This window comes from Escherichia sp. E2748 (assembly GCF_005781125.1).
Classification (GTDB): domain Bacteria; phylum Pseudomonadota; class Gammaproteobacteria; order Enterobacterales; family Enterobacteriaceae; genus Escherichia.
In genome coordinates this window covers 71483-87605 of sequence record NZ_VATP01000013.1, presented here as the reverse complement: position 1 = coordinate 87605, position 16123 = coordinate 71483, and the positions used below count along the sequence as shown (strand labels likewise).

Below are 16123 nucleotides of genomic sequence, written 5' to 3'. Positions count from 1 at the left end.
AACGCTAATGCGCAAAGCCGTCAGTCACATCAGGCGTAATACTCTGCCATTTCGTTAAGGATTTGCTCACACCAGCTCTGAATACGCTCGTCGCTAAGGTCATACTGGTTAGTTTCATCCAGCGCCAGACCCACGAACAGCTGTCCGTCAGCAATCACCGGTTTCGGGCTGGTAAACTCATATCCTTCCGTTGGCCAGTAGCCGACGAACTTCACGCCTTTGGTCGAGAGTTTGTCATGCAGCATGCCGAGCGCATCAAGGAACCACTCGCCGTATCCCAGCTGATCGCCAAGCCCATATAACGCAACAATTTTACCTTCGAGGTTCAGGTCGTCGAGCTGATCCCAGACGGCTTCCCAGTCTTCCTGGATTTCGCCAAAATCCCAGGTCGGGATACCCAGAATGAGCACATCGTACTGCTCCATTAATTTCGGGGAGTCGTCCTTGAGGTTATGTAAGGTCACCAGTTCTGGGCCGATAATATCGCGGATTTTTTCCGCCGCCATTTCGGTGTAACAGGTGCTGGAACCGTAAAAAAGACCCATATTCATAACGTAAGCTTCTCGATTCTGCTGTGGCTTTTGCGGCTAGTGTATCAGAATCGCTTTAGTCACGGCACAATAAGGCATAATGGATCAAACGAGTAACGATAAGGGGCGCAAGTGAAACAAGATCTGGCACGCATCGAGCAGTTTCTGGATGCCCTGTGGCTGGAAAAAAATCTCGCCGAAAATACGTTGAACGCATACCGTCGCGATCTGTCAATGATGGTGGAGTGGTTGCATCATCGTGGGCTGACGCTGGCAACGGCACAAAGTGACGATTTGCAGGCATTACTGGCAGAACGGCTGGAGGGCGGGTATAAAGCCACCAGTTCAGCACGTTTGCTGAGTGCGGTGCGCCGATTGTTCCAGTATCTTTATCGCGAAAAGTTTCGTGAAGACGATCCCAGTGCGCATCTGGCTTCGCCGAAATTGCCCCAGCGTTTGCCGAAAGATTTAAGCGAAGCGCAGGTTGAAAGATTATTACAGGCACCTTTAGTCGATCAGCCTCTGGAGCTTCGCGACAAAGCCATGCTTGAAGTGTTGTATGCTACCGGGCTGCGTGTCTCGGAACTGGTCGGGCTGACAATGAGTGATATCAGCCTGCGCCAGGGCGTGGTACGGGTCATTGGTAAAGGCAACAAAGAACGCCTGGTGCCATTAGGTGAAGAGGCGGTCTACTGGCTGGAAAACTATCTGGAACACGGGCGGCCATGGCTATTGAACGGTGTGTCGATTGATGTGCTGTTTCCCAGCCAGCGCGCGCAGCAGATGACGCGCCAGACCTTTTGGCACCGCATTAAACATTATGCCGTGCTGGCGGGTATCGATAGCGAAAAGCTGTCACCGCATGTGTTGCGTCATGCCTTTGCCACTCATTTGTTAAATCATGGTGCGGACTTACGCGTGGTGCAGATGTTGTTGGGCCATAGCGATCTCTCCACCACGCAAATTTATACGCATGTCGCTACCGAGCGTCTGCGGCAACTTCATCAACAGCATCACCCACGGGCGTGATGTCTGAAAAGAACGGGAAGATTTATGAAGAAAGGTTTTATGTTATTTACTTTGTTGGCGGCGTTTTCAGGCTTTGTTCAGGCGGATGACGCGGCAATTCAACAAACGTTAGCCAAAATGGGCATCAAAAGCAGCGATATTCAGCCCGCGCCCGTGGCTGGCATGAAGACAGTTCTGACTAACAGCGGTGTGTTGTACATCACCGATGATGGTAAACATATCATTCAGGGGCCAATGTATGACGTTAGCGGCACGGCTCCGGTCAATGTCACCAATAAGATGCTGTTAAAGCAACTGAACGCGCTTGAAAAAGATATGATTGTTTATAAAGCGCCGCAGGAAAAACACGTCATCACCGTGTTCACCGATATTACTTGTGGCTACTGCCACAAGCTGCATGAGCAGATGGCAGACTACAACGCGCTGGGGATCACCGTGCGTTATCTCGCTTTCCCGCGCCAGGGGGTGGAGAGCCAGGCTGAGCAACAAATGAAAGCCATCTGGTGTGCGAAAGATAAAAACAAAGCGTTTGATGATGTGATGGCGGGTAAAAGCGTCGCGCCAGCCAGTTGCGACGTGGATATTGCCAACCATTACGCGCTTGGCGTCCAGCTTGGCGTCAGCGGTACTCCGGCGATTGTGCTGAGCAACGGTACTCTGGTGCCAGGCTACCAGCCGCCGAAAGACATGAAAGAATTCCTCGACGAACACCAAAAAATGACCAGCGGTAAATAATTCGCGTGAAACAACAGATAAAACTTCGTCGCCGTGAAATCGATGAAACGGCAGACCTGCCTGCTGATCTGCCGCCCTTGCTGCGTCGTTTATACGCCAGCCGGGGCGTGCGTAGCGCGCAGGAACTGGAACGCGGTGTTAAAGGGATGCTGCCCTGGCAGCAACTGAGCGGCGTCGAAAAGGCCGTTGAGATCCTTTACAACGCTTTTCGCGAAGGAACGCGGATAATTGTGGTCGGAGATTTCGACGCCGACGGCGCGACCAGTACCGCCCTTAGCGTGCTGGCGATGCGTTCGCTTGGCTGCGCCAACATCGACTTCCTGGTGCCGAACCGTTTTGAAGACGGTTACGGCTTAAGCCCGGAAGTGGTTGAGCAGGCGCATGCCCGTGGCGCGCAGTTGATTGTGACGGTGGATAACGGCATTTCCTCTCACGCGGGCGTTGAACACGCTCGCACGCTGGGCATTCCGGTTATTGTTACCGATCACCATTTGCCGGGCGATACGTTACCCGCGGCGGAAGCCATTATTAACCCTAACTTGCGTGACTGTGACTTTCCATCGAAGTCACTGGCAGGCGTAGGCGTCGCATTTTATCTGATGCTGGCGCTGCGCACCTTTTTGCGCGATCAGGGCTGGTTTGATGACCGTGGCATTGCAATCCCTAATCTGGCGGAGTTGCTGGATCTGGTGGCGCTTGGGACGGTGGCGGACGTGGTGCCGCTGGATGCGAATAACCGTATCCTGACCTGGCAGGGCATGAGCCGAATCCGCGCCGGGAAGTGCCGCCCAGGGATTAAAGCGCTGCTGGAAGTGGCAAACCGCGATCCGCAAAAACTCGCCGCCAGCGATTTAGGTTTTGCGCTGGGGCCACGTCTCAATGCTGCCGGGCGACTGGATGATATGTCCGTCGGAGTGGCGCTGTTACTGTGCGACAACATCGGCGAAGCGCGTGTGCTGGCAAATGAACTCGACGCCCTAAACCAGACGCGCAAAGAGATTGAACAGGGAATGCAGGTTGAGGCGCTAACTCTGTGCGAGAAATTGGAGCGCAGTCGCGACACGCTGCCCGGCGGGCTGGCAATGTATCATCCTGAATGGCATCAGGGGGTTGTCGGTATTCTGGCTTCGCGTATTAAAGAGCGTTTTCACCGTCCGGTTATTGCGTTTGCGCCAGCGGGAGACGGTACGTTAAAAGGTTCTGGACGCTCCATTCAGGGGCTGCATATGCGCGATGCGCTGGAGCGCTTAGACACGCTCTATCCGGGCATGATGCTCAAGTTTGGCGGCCATGCGATGGCGGCAGGCCTGTCGCTGGAAGAGGATAAATTCGAACTTTTTCAGCAACGCTTTGGCGAACTGGTTACCGAGTGGCTGGACCCCGCATTATTACAGGGTGAAGTCGTCTCCGACGGCCCGTTAAGCGCTGAAGAGATGACCATGGAAGTGGCGCAGCTGCTACGTGATGCTGGCCCGTGGGGGCAGATGTTCCCGGAACCACTGTTTGATGGCCATTTCCGCCTGCTGCAACAGCGGTTGGTAGGCGAGCGTCATCTGAAAGTGATGGTCGAACCGGTCGGTGGTGGCCCGTTGCTGGATGGTATTGCGTTTAACGTTGATACGGCCCTCTGGCCGGATAACGGTGTGCGTGAAGTGCAACTAGCCTATAAACTGGATATCAACGAGTTTCGCGGCAACCGCAGCCTGCAAATTATCATCGACAATATCTGGCCTGTCTGACGAATTTAGTATGTATAAAATTGAGCCGGGATCCGGTACAATCCCGCTCTTATCACCGCATTTTGACTAGCTCAATAAAAGAAATCAGACCATGTTTGAAATTAATCCGGTAAATAATCGCATTCAGGACCTCACGGAACGCTCCGACGTTCTTAGGGGGTATCTTTGACTATGACGCCAAGAAAGAGCGTCTGGAAGAAGTAAACGCCGAGCTGGAACAGCCGGATGTCTGGAACGAACCCGAACGCGCACAGGCGCTGGGTAAAGAGCGTTCCTCCCTCGAAGCCGTTGTCGACACCCTCGACCAAATGAAACAGGGGCTGGAAGATGTTTCTGGTCTGCTGGAACTGGCTGTAGAAGCTGACGACGAAGAAACCTTTAACGAAGCCGTTGCTGAACTCGACGCCCTGGAAGAAAAACTGGCGCAGCTTGAGTTCCGCCGTATGTTCTCTGGTGAATATGACAGCGCCGACTGCTACCTCGATATTCAGGCGGGGTCTGGCGGTACGGAAGCACAGGACTGGGCGAGCATGCTTGAGCGTATGTATTTGCGCTGGGCAGAATCGCGTGGTTTCAAAACTGAAATCATCGAAGAGTCGGAAGGTGAAGTGGCGGGTATTAAATCCGTGACGATCAAAATCTCCGGCGATTACGCTTACGGCTGGCTGCGTACAGAAACAGGTGTTCACCGCCTGGTGCGTAAGAGTCCGTTTGACTCCGGCGGTCGTCGCCACACGTCGTTCAGCTCCGCGTTTGTTTACCCGGAAGTTGATGATGATATTGATATCGAAATCAATCCGGCGGATCTGCGCATTGACGTTTATCGCGCGTCCGGCGCGGGTGGTCAGCACGTTAACCGTACCGAATCTGCGGTGCGTATTACTCACATCCCAACCGGGATCGTGACCCAGTGCCAGAACGACCGTTCCCAGCACAAGAACAAAGACCAGGCCATGAAGCAGATGAAAGCGAAGCTTTATGAACTGGAGATGCAGAAGAAGAATGCCGAGAAACAGGCGATGGAAGACACCAAGTCCGACATCGGCTGGGGCAGCCAGATTCGTTCTTATGTCCTTGATGACTCCCGCATTAAAGATCTGCGTACCGGGGTAGAAACCCGCAACACGCAGGCCGTGCTGGACGGCAGCCTGGATCAATTTATCGAAGCAAGTTTGAAAGCAGGGTTATGAGGAACCAACATGTCTGAACAACACGCACAGGGCGCTGACGCGGTAGTCGATCTTAACAATGAACTGAAAACGCGTCGTGAGAAGCTGGCGAACCTGCGCGAGCAGGGGATTGCCTTCCCGAACGATTTCCGTCGCGATCATACCTCTGACCAATTGCACGCAGAATTCGACGGTAAAGAGAACGAAGAACTGGAAGCGCTGAACATCGAAGTTGCCGTTGCTGGCCGCATGATGACCCGCCGTATTATGGGTAAAGCGTCTTTCGTTACCCTGCAGGATGTGGGTGGCCGCATTCAGCTGTACGTTGCCCGTGACGATCTGCCGGAAGGTGTTTACAACGAGCAGTTCAAAAAATGGGACCTCGGCGACATCCTCGGCGCGAAAGGTAAACTGTTCAAAACCAAAACCGGCGAACTGTCTATCCACTGCACCGAGCTGCGTCTGCTGACCAAAGCACTGCGTCCGCTGCCGGACAAATTCCACGGCTTGCAGGATCAGGAAGCGCGCTATCGTCAGCGTTATCTGGATCTCATCTCTAACGATGAATCCCGCAACACCTTTAAAGTGCGCTCGCAGATCCTCTCTGGTATTCGCCAGTTCATGGTGAACCGCGGCTTTATGGAAGTTGAAACTCCGATGATGCAGGTGATCCCTGGCGGTGCGGCTGCGCGTCCGTTCATCACCCATCACAACGCGCTGGATCTCGACATGTACCTGCGTATTGCGCCGGAACTGTACCTCAAGCGTCTGGTGGTTGGCGGCTTTGAACGTGTGTTCGAAATCAACCGTAACTTCCGTAACGAAGGTATTTCCGTGCGTCATAACCCAGAGTTCACCATGATGGAACTCTATATGGCTTACGCGGATTACAAAGATCTGATTGAACTGACTGAATCGCTGTTCCGTACTCTGGCACAGAATATTCTCGGTAAGACGGAAGTGACCTACGGCGACGTAACGCTGGACTTCGGTAAACCGTTCGAAAAACTGACCATGCGTGAAGCGATCAAGAAATATCGCCCGGAAACCGACATGGCAGATCTGGACAACTTCGACTCTGCGAAAGCGATTGCTGAATCTATCGGCATCCACGTTGAGAAGAGCTGGGGTCTGGGCCGTATCGTTACCGAGATCTTCGAAGAAGTGGCAGAAGCACATCTGATTCAGCCGACCTTCATTACTGAATATCCGGCAGAAGTTTCCCCGCTGGCGCGTCGTAACGACGTTAACCCGGAAATCACTGACCGCTTTGAGTTCTTCATTGGCGGTCGTGAAATCGGTAACGGCTTTAGCGAGCTGAACGATGCCGAAGATCAGGCGCAGCGCTTCCTGGATCAGGTTGCAGCGAAAGATGCAGGCGACGACGAAGCAATGTTCTACGACGAAGATTACGTCACCGCACTGGAACATGGTTTGCCGCCGACAGCTGGTCTGGGTATTGGTATCGACCGTATGGTAATGCTGTTCACCAACAGCCATACCATCCGCGACGTTATTCTGTTCCCGGCAATGCGTCCGGTAAAATAAGCGTTACGCGTATGCACTTAACCCCGGCATTTGTCGGGGTTTTTTATTCTCTCTTTGCGAAAACAGATAATACATTTCTGGCTTTGCTATTGGCTGCCTGCATCACCATCCACGGACTAAACGCCCACGGCGTAGCATCAATAGCGCGCAAAACATCTGATAAATCACACCATTGATAATCCATCACTTCATCACCGTTGGGCTGTAACGCGCTGGTAATTCGTGCGGCAAAGACTGGACACATTTCATTTTCGACAATGCCATTCGGGTCAGTGGCGCGATAGTGGAAGTCTGGATAAACCGATTCGGGTGACGTTATTTCCACGCCCAGTTCATAGCGGCAACGGCGGATTACCGCCTCTTCATTGCTTTCGCCCAGTTGTGGATGACCGCACACCGAGTTAGTCCACACGCCTGGCCACGCTTTTTTGCTAAGTGCGCGGCGGGTAACCAGCAGTTGTCCCTTAGCATTAAATAGCCAGCAGGAGAACGCGAGATGTAAGGGGGTGTCTGCCGTGTGTGCGGCATATTTTTCCAGCGTACCCGAGGGGACTCCCTGTGCATTCAGTAAAATGACGTGTTCCGTTTGCATAATTTCTCACATGTAATTCTAATCACTCGTCATTATAGATAACTGAAGAGTCAAATGATTAACCAAGTGAGTGTTTATCGGCATCCGCCCGTTTTGAGCGGATGCTGACAGAGAAAGGTCATTTAAAAAAGCAGCATCATATAGTTGAAGCGACTTTCAATAGCCATTGCCACGCAGTCAGAAATGACAGGAATGGAGATCATTAAGAGTAATAACAGACTGAATATAGTGCGTATTAATAGGTTCATATCATTCACCATGCTCATTTTTCTTTAGCTTGCGCATCAAAAGCCACATACGCACTGTTCTGACTTTTAAATCTTTATCAGAAACAGATTCCTTCACCAGATCGGCATGATGCTGATAACCATTGAAAAAGACGTTCAGCACCACCGCACTGATAGTCGCCAACATAATGCCGCTATGTAACAACGGTTGCAGTACAGCCGGTAACTTAGAAAAGAAATCATGAGAAAGCGTCGGGGTCATACCCACGCCAAGGCTAATAGCCACGATATAAAGGTTGTAGCGGTTGGTGGTGTAGTTACAGCGCGACAGAATGCGGATCCCCGTCGCCAGCACCATACCGAACATTACTAATCCTGCACCGCCTAGTACAAATTGCGGAATGGAAGCCACCAGCACCGCCATTTTGGGTACCATCCCGAACATGATTAATATAATCCCGGAAGAGATACACACCCAGCGACTGTGAACGCGCGTCACGCTGACCAGGCCAACGTTTTGCGAAAAGGAAGTATGCGGGAAGCTGTTAAACGTGCCGCCAATCATTGTCCCTATGCCATCTACGCGTAGCCCGCGAATAATGTCTTGTGAAGAAAGTTTTCTACCGACAATTTCCCCCAAGGCCAGGAACATCCCCATCGACTCAATAAATACGATGATTAACACTGCGGTCATGGTCAGAATGGAAACCGGATCGAAAACTGGCGTACCAAACGACATTGGCGTGACAATGGCGAACCACGAAGCATCATTCAGCCCAGACAGATTCACTTCATTCATCATCCACGACAACAAGAAGCCAAATACAATCCCCAGTAATACGGCGACATTGGACATAAATCCTTTGGCGTAACGGGTGATAAGCAAGATGAAAATTAAGACGGCGAAGGAAATGGTTAAATAAACCGGATTGCCATATTGTGGATTTCCTTTACCGCCAGCAGCCCAGTCAATGCCTACCTGAATAATACTCAGGCCGATAGAGGTAATAACCACACCGGTAACTAACGGTGGGAATAAAGGCATTAAGCGACCAATAAGTGGTGCTAATAGCGTGGTGATAAAACCGGCCGCAATGGTCGCGCCAAAAATCCCCAGCAGACCGATATCCGGGTTCATCCCAATGGCAATCATTGGTGTTACAGCCGCAAAGGTCACCGACATAATCACCGGCAGGCGAATTCCCATAAAGCGACCAATGCCGATACATTGCAATAATGTGACGATACCGCAGCAAAAGAGATCGGAGCTAATCAGCATTGCGATAGCTTCTTTCGAGAGTCCGAGTCTGTCACCAATCATCAGTGGGACGGCGACTGCGCCTGCGTACATAACAAGGACGTGTTGCAGACCGAGTATGATCAGCTTTCCTGGTGATAATATGCGGTCCACCTCATCCGTTGGGCGGTCTTGCCCTGAAGATGAGGGAATTTGAGAATCTATGGCGCTCATCAGTCTTTCTCCTTTCGCTCGCCAGAGTAAAAAGCAACCGTTTACGTTCACTAAAACTCTTTAATGACATGCTCGTGGGATGCCAGTTTTCACAAGGAGGGGACGTTACAAGATGGAAATGCGGGGGCAATCACATAATCGGGGTTAAACCGAGAAAATGAGAATAAAAATAGACAATGAAATTATCTTTAATTTTCTCATATTGATATTTCATTAATCATTCTGGCATGTCGCACTCTCGTATTTAATACTTTTTATCCGGATGGCATTTTTTTGAACGGCGATGTTTAAATATTGAAAACGGCACAGATTGAGGGGCGATAATTTGATATCTCTCACAAAATTATAATTAAAACTGACTCGTTTCCTCATATATGCCCGTTTATTGCATTGCGACATTTGAGAAGACATAACTCATCAAATGAAAGGGATGCAAATGAACAAGTTTATCGCAGCTGATGCTGCGGAATGTATAGGCTGTCATGCCTGTGAAATTGCCTGTGCGGTGGCTCATAATCAAGAAAACTGGCCGCAGAGTCATGGTGATTTTCGACCCCGTATCCACGTTGTTGGGAAAGGTCTGGCTGCAAATCCAGTGGCTTGCCATCATTGCAACAATGCCCCCTGCGTTACGGCTTGCCCGGTAAATGCCCTGACTTTCCAGCCCGATAGCGTACAACTGGACGAACAAAAATGCATTGGTTGTAAAAGATGCGCAATCGCTTGCCCCTTTGGGGTAATTGAGATGGTCGATGCTATTGCGCAGAAATGTGACCTTTGTAACCAGCGCAATTCCGGCGCGCAAGCCTGTATTGAAGTCTGCCCAACCCAGGCGTTGCGGCTGATGGATGAGAGCGGCTTGCAGCAGATGAAAACGCTGCGACAGCGCAGGACGGCGGAGGGAAAAGCATCGGAAAAACCACAATCATCGCGTCGCGAGGCATTGCTCCCTGTCACTCCACGCAAAGGGGCGGATAAAGTTACAGCAAGCGAGCGGAAGACCCACTTTGGCGAAATTTATTGCAGCCTTGATCAAAAACAAGCAGCGTATGAAAGCGACCGTTGTGTCTATTGCGCCGAAAAAGCCAACTGTAACTGGCATTGCCCGCTGCATAACGCTATCCCTGATTACGTCCGCCTGGTGCAGGAAGGGAAGATTATTGAAGCGGCAGAACTCTGCCACCAGACCAGTTCATTACCGGAAATTTGCGGTAGGGTGTGTCCGCAGGACCGGCTTTGTGAAGGCGCATGTACTTTAAAAGATCACTCTGGCGCAGTCTCTATCGGTAATCTGGAACGCTATATTACTGATACTGCGCTGGCGATGGGCTGGCGTCCTGATGTCAGCCAGGTTGTTCCCCGCATAGAAAAAGTGGCGGTGATTGGCGCAGGACCCGCGGGGCTGGGATGTGCCGACATTCTGGCGAGGGCGGGTGTTCATGTTGATGTCTTTGATCGCCATCCAGAAATTGGCGGTATGCTGACTTTTGGCATTCCTCCGTTCAAGCTCGATAAAATGGTATTAAGCCAGCGGCGGGAGATATTCACCGCAATGGGAATCGACTTTCATCTCAATTGTGAAATTGGCCGCGATATCTCTTTCAACGAATTAACGGCGGAATATGATGCTATTTTCCTCGGCGTGGGGACTTACGGCATGATGCGTGCAGATCTGCCGCATGAAGATGCGCCGGGCGTCATTCAGGCGCTCCCGTTCCTGACTGCCCATACCCGCCAGCTTATGGGACTGCCGGAGTCTGAAGAGTATCCGCTGACGGATGTTGAAGGTAAACGCGTCGTGGTTTTGGGTGGCGGCGATACGACAATGGATTGTTTGCGTACTTCCATCCGCCTCAATGCTGCCAGCGTGACCTGCGCGTATCGCCGTGATGAAGTCAGTATGCCCGGTTCGCGTAAAGAGGTAGTCAACGCGCGCGAGGAAGGCGTTGAGTTTCAGTTCAATGTTCAGCCGCAATATATTGCTTGTGACGATGATGGGCGTTTAACTGCGGTGGGCCTGATTCGTACCGCAATGGGCGAGCCGGGACCAGATGGGCGCCGTCGTCCACGTCCGGTGGCGGGCTCTGAGTTTGAACTGCCCGCCGATGTTCTGATTATGGCGTTTGGTTTTCAGGCACATGCAATGCCGTGGTTACAGGGGAGTGGAATAAAACTCGATAAATGGGGACTGATTAAAACCGGTGACGCGGGATATTTCGCTACTCAGACGCATCTGAAAAAGGTCTTTGCCGGGGGGGACGCGGTTCATGGTGCGGATCTCGTTGTCACTGCAATGGCGGCAGGACGGCAGGCGGCGCGCGATATGTTAACTATGTTTGATACGAAGGCATCGTGATGAAATCGTTAATTATCGTTAATCCGGCTGACTGTATTGGCTGTCGCACTTGTGAAGTAGCCTGTGTTGTCGCCCATCCGTCAGAGCAGACTTTAAATGCCAGCTTCTTTTTGCCTCGCTTAAAGGTGCAGCGTTTGGATCGAATTAGTGCTCCGGTGATGTGTCACCAGTGCGAAAATGCGCCTTGCGTTGGGGCCTGCCCCGTGCAGGCGCTGACGATGGGTGAGCAGGTGGTGCAGGCAAATTCTGCCCGTTGTATCGGCTGCCAGAGTTGCGTCAGCGCGTGTCCGTTTGGGATGATCACAATTCAAATGTTGCCGGGAAATGTTCGGCCAGAAATCGTGAAATGTGACCTTTGCGAACAGCGGGAAGAGGGACCGGCTTGTGTTGCATCTTGCCCGACGCAGGCGTTGCAGTTGTTAACCGAAGGAGAACTCAGGCGAGTCCGCCAGCAGCGTATTGCTGCCAGCGGCAAGAATCCACTCTGACAAAACTCCGCGCTGTATGGCGCGGAGGTTCTTCTAGATAGCCCAGCCACCCGCGTAAAACGCGACCAGGGCGACAGTTATGATGACAGTACCAATATTGAGTTTGTTCCATTCGCGAGCAAAAACACGACCCACTACGAGAGTTACAAAGCCCAGCATAATGCCGGTGACGATATTACAGGTCAGGACGATAAAGACAGCGCAAACCAGGCCCGCCATCGCATCAATAAAGTCATTGAAGTCCAGTTTTGAGACGTTACTTAGCATCAGCAGACCCACGTACATCAGTGCGGGCGCTGTGGCATAACCGGGGATCAGAAACGATAACGGTGATAAAAACAGAATCAACAGGAACAGTAAGCCAACAATCGTCGCTGTCAGACCTGTTTTGCCACCCGCAGCTGTTCCTGCAGCAGATTCGATATAGACCGCCGCAGGCGCAGCACCTACCAGCCCAGAAAATATCGAGCTGACGGAATCGCTGGTCAGGGCTTTACCACCGTTGATTATCTGGTTGTCTTTATCCAGGAGATTCGCCTGACCGGCTACTGCGCGGATGGTACCGGTGGCATCAAATACGGCGGTCATCACCAGTGCCAGTACACTCGGGAGAACGGTTGGCTGGAGTGCACCCATAATGTCGAGGCTGAAAATTAGCGACTTACCATCTTCTCCTGTCAGGCTCGGCATCGCCACCAGACCGTGGTATTCCACCGCGGGGTCAAAGATTAAGCCGATTATCGAGATGGCGATAATTACCAGTAAGATCCCTCCTGGTACGCGGCACTTCTCCAGACCAAAAATTACCGCTAATCCCAGCAAGCTCATCATCACAGGGAAAGAGGTAAATGCCCCGAGCGCTACCGGTAAACCTTCAATCGGGTTTTTGATAACCATACCAACGCCGTTAGCTGCAATCAGCAGCAGGAACAGGCCGATACCAATGCCTGTTCCGTGGGCAATACCCATCGGTAAATTGCGTAAGATCCAGGTTCGTATACCGGTTACGGAGATGGCGGTGAAGATGAGGCCCATCAGGAAGACCGCGCCCAGCGCGACGGGAACGCTAATTTGTTGCCCGAGTACCAGACTGAATGCGGTAAATGCCGTCAAGGAGATGGCGCAGCCGATCGCCATTGGCAAATTGGCCCACAGCCCCATTAGCAGCGAACCGAAGCCCGCGACCAGACAAGTAGCAACAAAGACTGCAGCAGGGGGAAAACCAGCTTTGCCCAACATGCCGGGAACCACGATTACAGAATAAACCATGGCCAGAAAGGTGGTTAAGCCTGCCAGTACTTCCTGGCGAACGGTACTGCCACGAGCGGTTATTTTAAAATAACTATCCAGCGCGCCCTGTGGCTTTGGTGCGACCGGTGTTTGTAGGATGTCTCCAGACATAATGATGTCCTCACGAGGATGTTAAGGTTTTATTATTAGTTGCGTTCGTACACCAGACGACCATCAACGTAGGTGCGGTAGATCGAACGGTCATCGCCCAACGTCATCATCACGAACAATTTGTCGACTAAAGAAACAGAGTTGTCATAGCGCAGTTGCTGTAGTGGTGTGGCCGTGGGTTCCATCACCACAAAATCAGCCTCTTTGCCGGGTAAAAAGTTGCCGATAAGGTCATCAAGGCCCAGAGATTTCGCGCCACCAAGGGTGGCAAGGTAAAACGCTTCATACGCGGAGAGGCGGTATCCCTGTAACTGCAATACTTTGTAGGCTTCATTCAACGTTTGCAGCATGTTGAAGGTGGTTCCGGCACCAATGTCAGTTCCCATGCCCACTTTGACTTTTTTCTTCCAGGCTTTTTGTAGGTTGAATAGACCACTGCCCAGGTAGAGGTTTGAAGTTGGGCAGAAAGCGATGCTGGATTTGGTTTCGCTGAGACGATCCCACTCTTTTTCTTCGAGATGGACGCAGTGAGCAAAGACGCAGTTTTTTCCTGTCAGGCCGTACTGGTGGTAAACATCCAGATAACCATCATGTTCAGGATAGAGTGATTTCACCCAGGCAATTTCATCTTTGTTTTCACAGAGATGGGTATGTACCCACGTATCTGGATACTCTTCTTTCAGGCGTTGCGCCATCGCCATCTGTTCAGGTGAAGATGTTGGGGCGAAGCGTGGCGTAATGGCATATAACAGACGACCATTTTTGTGCCAGCGTTCGATCAGTTCTTTGCTTTGGTGATAGCTGCTTTCGGCCGTATCGAGCAGATAATCCGGTGCGTTGCGGTCCATCATCACCTTACCGGCAATCATGCGCATATTGATATGACTGGCGGCTTCAAACAGTGCATCAACGGATTGCGGATGGACGGTACCAAACACCAGCGCCGTGGTGGTTCCGTTACGTAAAAGCTGCTTGATGAAGAATGCCGACATTTCGCGGGCGTACTCTAAATCCTCATAACGGCGCTCAGTAGGGAAGGTGTGTTTATTCAGCCATTCCAGTAACTGCTCGCCATAGGCACCGACCATTTCACTCTGCGGATAATGGATATGCGTATCGACAAAGCCCGGTACTATCAGTTTGCCGCGATAATCACGGACGCGAATGGTGTCCGGGATTTGATGCTTGCCCTGTTCCCATTCACCAAACCATTCCACTTTCCCCTGTTTAATGAGTAATAAACCATCCTCAATAAATCGCAGCGCAGAAGCGATCTCTTCTGGATTATCGACAGTACGGGTGACATCAATAAAACTGCCTCGTACTGCTTTTAACGTGTGTTCCCCTGACATCATTGACTCCTTTACTGTTAATCCATCTCTTCCGCAGAGGTAATACCCGGCAGAACGTTTTCCTGTCGGTAGCCACCAGGGAGGATAATATTTAATAAAATCGCAGTTAGGCCTCCGGCACAAATAGGATTTTCAACTAATACATATATTGAGGCGGGCAATATTTTAAAAATTTCGGGGTCATAAGAAACACCAAGTCCTAAACCTAAAGAAGTGGCGACAATAAGTGTTTCACGGCGCTTTAATCCGTTGGTAATAATGATGCGGATACCCGCAATGGCAATCATGGAAAACATCAACGTCATTGCACCACCCAGAACTGCCGAGGGAATAGTGGTGAAGAAGCCGCCGATCATCGGAAATAATCCAAGGATAACCAGCATTACCGCAATGGTGCGCCCGATATAACGTGAAGCGACGCCAGTCATCTGTATTACGCCATTATTTTGTGCAAAAGTGGTTAATGGTAATGAACCGACGGCGGAGGCGATAACCGAAACCAGACCATCTGCCAGCATGCCGCCTTTCAGGCGTGACTGATATTCTTCTCCCTGGATAGGGCGGCGGGAAACCATTGCTGTGGCGGTGATATCCCCTACCGCTTCCAGCACACTAAGCAGATAAATGGTGCCGACCACCAGGAACTGATGGAGGTTGAAATTAAATCCGTATTTGAAAGGATGGGGAATAGTAATGAGGGGGAGATTGCGTAAACTGCTGAAGTCCACCATGCCAAGGCATAATGAAACCGCATAACCCACGCACAGACCAATGGCGATTCCGCCCATACGTAGTAGCGGACTGCGACAACAGTTAAAGCCAATAACCACAATCAGCACCAGTAAACCAACGCCAAGGTGCTCGTAGTTGCCGAACGTGCCACTGCTCTTGGCGGCAAAACCACCGCCAAAATCAATAATGCCAACTTTAATCAGGCTTAAGCCGATCATCAGTACAACAATACCACTGACAGTGGGAGTAATTACTCTGCGTAAATAAGGAAGAATAAAAGAGGCTCCGACCACCAGAAAGGCACCAACGAAGGAGACGCCGAGGAGTGACGACATGATTAATTCTTCATGGAAACCGTCGCTTTTCATGCTGCTACCCAGCGCAATCATGACTGTCACAAATGAAAAATTGACTGACTGAATTGAGAGTAGACCAGAACCGACGATGCCATAACGATTTACCTGCAACCAGGTACCAATACCAGAAGCGATCATCGCCATGGAAACCAGGTAGGCTGTGGTTTCTGCGGAAAGTTGTAAGGCCGCCCCCACAATTAGCGCGGGTGTTACCATTGGGACGAAAATTGCCAATAGATGGGTAATGGCACCAACGATAGCCTGATGAAAAGGAGGGCGATCCTCCAGTTCAAATATAAGGTCAGAACCTGCATGGTTTATATCAGACATCCCTTCACTCCTTTATAAAGTAAATTTGATCATCTGAATCAGTAAAATAAATTCCCACGAATTTGGGG

At 51.1% G+C, this 16123-nt stretch carries 15 protein-coding genes; 8 read left to right on the top strand and 7 right to left on the bottom strand.

The window, feature by feature from the left end; translation table 11 throughout:
- Nucleotides 1-29: 29 nt before the first annotated feature.
- Nucleotides 30-551, bottom strand: coding sequence for a flavodoxin FldB (fldB, locus tag FEK42_RS12630; RefSeq protein ID WP_130207828.1), 522 nt, complete (start codon nt 549-551; stop codon nt 30-32).
- Between the two features lie 111 nt (nt 552-662).
- On the opposite strand from fldB, the gene xerD reads away from it, so the two are divergent.
- The 5 genes from xerD (at nt 663) to lysS (ending at nt 6750) form a co-directional block, all read left to right on the top strand.
- Nucleotides 663-1559, top strand: coding sequence for a site-specific tyrosine recombinase XerD (gene xerD / locus FEK42_RS12625; protein ID WP_064529792.1), 897 nt, complete (start codon nt 663-665; stop codon nt 1557-1559).
- A 24-nt stretch (nt 1560-1583) separates the two neighbouring features.
- Nucleotides 1584-2294 (top strand): bifunctional protein-disulfide isomerase/oxidoreductase DsbC, encoded by a 711-nt coding sequence (gene dsbC / locus FEK42_RS12620; protein ID WP_135492960.1) that lies wholly within the window; start codon nt 1584-1586, stop codon nt 2292-2294.
- Nucleotides 2295-2299: 5 nt separating this feature from the next.
- Complete coding sequence (recJ, locus tag FEK42_RS12615) at nt 2300-4033, top strand: single-stranded-DNA-specific exonuclease RecJ (RefSeq protein ID WP_135490301.1); 1734 nt, start codon at nt 2300-2302, stop codon at nt 4031-4033.
- 91 nt (nt 4034-4124) lie between these two features.
- A protein-coding gene (gene prfB, locus FEK42_RS12610; RefSeq protein WP_096179399.1) for a peptide chain release factor 2 occupies nt 4125-5223 on the top strand; the annotation gives its coding sequence in 2 pieces (ribosomal slippage) (nt 4125-4199 and nt 4201-5223; 1098 coding nt in all).
- 9 nt (nt 5224-5232) lie between these two features.
- Complete coding sequence (lysS, locus tag FEK42_RS12605) at nt 5233-6750, top strand: lysine--tRNA ligase (RefSeq protein WP_021529652.1); 1518 nt, start codon at nt 5233-5235, stop codon at nt 6748-6750.
- 43 nt (nt 6751-6793) lie between these two features.
- Here lysS and idi read toward each other — a convergent pair whose 3' ends face one another.
- Nucleotides 6794-7342, bottom strand: a complete 549-nt coding sequence (gene idi / locus FEK42_RS12600) for an isopentenyl-diphosphate Delta-isomerase (RefSeq protein ID WP_135405583.1) — start codon at nt 7340-7342, stop codon at nt 6794-6796.
- Nucleotides 7343-7396: 54 nt separating this feature from the next.
- Between idi and FEK42_RS12595 the strand changes: the two genes are divergently transcribed.
- Entirely contained in the window at nt 7397-7450 is a 54-nt protein-coding gene (locus FEK42_RS12595; RefSeq protein ID WP_123057966.1) for a hypothetical protein, read from the top strand.
- A gap of 14 nt (nt 7451-7464) precedes the next feature.
- On the opposite strand, the gene FEK42_RS12590 is transcribed toward FEK42_RS12595, so the two are convergent.
- Both FEK42_RS12590 and uacT read right to left on the bottom strand, forming a co-directional pair.
- Nucleotides 7465-7590 (bottom strand): hypothetical protein, encoded by a 126-nt coding sequence (locus FEK42_RS12590; protein ID WP_130207818.1) that lies wholly within the window; start codon nt 7588-7590, stop codon nt 7465-7467.
- Nucleotide 7591: 1 nt separating this feature from the next.
- On the bottom strand, nt 7592-9040 hold the full coding sequence (gene uacT, locus FEK42_RS12585; protein WP_130207816.1) for a urate/proton symporter UacT: 1449 nt from the start codon (nt 9038-9040) through the stop codon (nt 7592-7594).
- Between the two features lie 436 nt (nt 9041-9476).
- On the opposite strand from uacT, the gene ygfT reads away from it, so the two are divergent.
- Both ygfT and FEK42_RS12575 read left to right on the top strand, forming a co-directional pair.
- Entirely contained in the window at nt 9477-11396 is a 1920-nt protein-coding gene (gene ygfT / locus FEK42_RS12580; RefSeq protein WP_135492959.1) for a formate-dependent uric acid utilization protein YgfT, read from the top strand.
- Entirely contained in the window at nt 11396-11884 is a 489-nt protein-coding gene (locus FEK42_RS12575; RefSeq protein ID WP_130259394.1) for a 4Fe-4S dicluster domain-containing protein, read from the top strand. Before ygfT ends, FEK42_RS12575 begins: the two co-directional genes overlap by 1 nt.
- Before the next feature lie 33 nt (nt 11885-11917).
- Here FEK42_RS12575 and ghxQ read toward each other — a convergent pair whose 3' ends face one another.
- The 3 genes from ghxQ to xanQ are packed head-to-tail and all read right to left on the bottom strand — an operon-like array spanning nt 11918 to nt 16055.
- The gene (gene ghxQ / locus FEK42_RS12570; protein WP_130207810.1) at nt 11918-13285 is read right to left on the bottom strand and encodes a guanine/hypoxanthine transporter GhxQ; all 1368 of its coding nucleotides are present in this window, start codon (nt 13283-13285) and stop codon (nt 11918-11920) included.
- 35 nt (nt 13286-13320) lie between these two features.
- Complete coding sequence (gene guaD / locus FEK42_RS12565; RefSeq protein WP_131162014.1) at nt 13321-14637, bottom strand: guanine deaminase; 1317 nt, start codon at nt 14635-14637, stop codon at nt 13321-13323.
- 17 nt (nt 14638-14654) lie between these two features.
- Entirely contained in the window at nt 14655-16055 is a 1401-nt protein-coding gene (xanQ, locus tag FEK42_RS12560; RefSeq protein ID WP_138211842.1) for a xanthine/proton symporter XanQ, read from the bottom strand.
- Nucleotides 16056-16123 lie beyond the last annotated feature (68 nt).

Coding starts and splice junctions, on each gene's coding strand:
- fldB (WP_130207828.1), bottom strand. CDS start 551: ATGAATATGGGTCTTTTTTACGGTTCCAGCACCTGTTACACCGAAATG.
- dsbC (WP_135492960.1), top strand. CDS start 1,584: ATGAAGAAAGGTTTTATGTTATTTACTTTGTTGGCGGCGTTTTCAGGC.
- lysS (WP_021529652.1), top strand. CDS start 5,233: ATGTCTGAACAACACGCACAGGGCGCTGACGCGGTAGTCGATCTTAAC.
- idi (WP_135405583.1), bottom strand. CDS start 7,342: ATGCAAACGGAACACGTCATTTTACTGAATGCACAGGGAGTCCCCTCG.
- FEK42_RS12590 (WP_130207818.1), bottom strand. CDS start 7,590: ATGAACCTATTAATACGCACTATATTCAGTCTGTTATTACTCTTAATG.
- uacT (WP_130207816.1), bottom strand. CDS start 9,040: ATGAGCGCCATAGATTCTCAAATTCCCTCATCTTCAGGGCAAGACCGC.
- ygfT (WP_135492959.1), top strand. CDS start 9,477: ATGAACAAGTTTATCGCAGCTGATGCTGCGGAATGTATAGGCTGTCAT.
- FEK42_RS12575 (WP_130259394.1), top strand. CDS start 11,396: ATGAAATCGTTAATTATCGTTAATCCGGCTGACTGTATTGGCTGTCGC.
- ghxQ (WP_130207810.1), bottom strand. CDS start 13,285: ATGTCTGGAGACATCCTACAAACACCGGTCGCACCAAAGCCACAGGGC.
- guaD (WP_131162014.1), bottom strand. CDS start 14,637: ATGTCAGGGGAACACACGTTAAAAGCAGTACGAGGCAGTTTTATTGAT.
- xanQ (WP_138211842.1), bottom strand. CDS start 16,055: ATGTCTGATATAAACCATGCAGGTTCTGACCTTATATTTGAACTGGAG.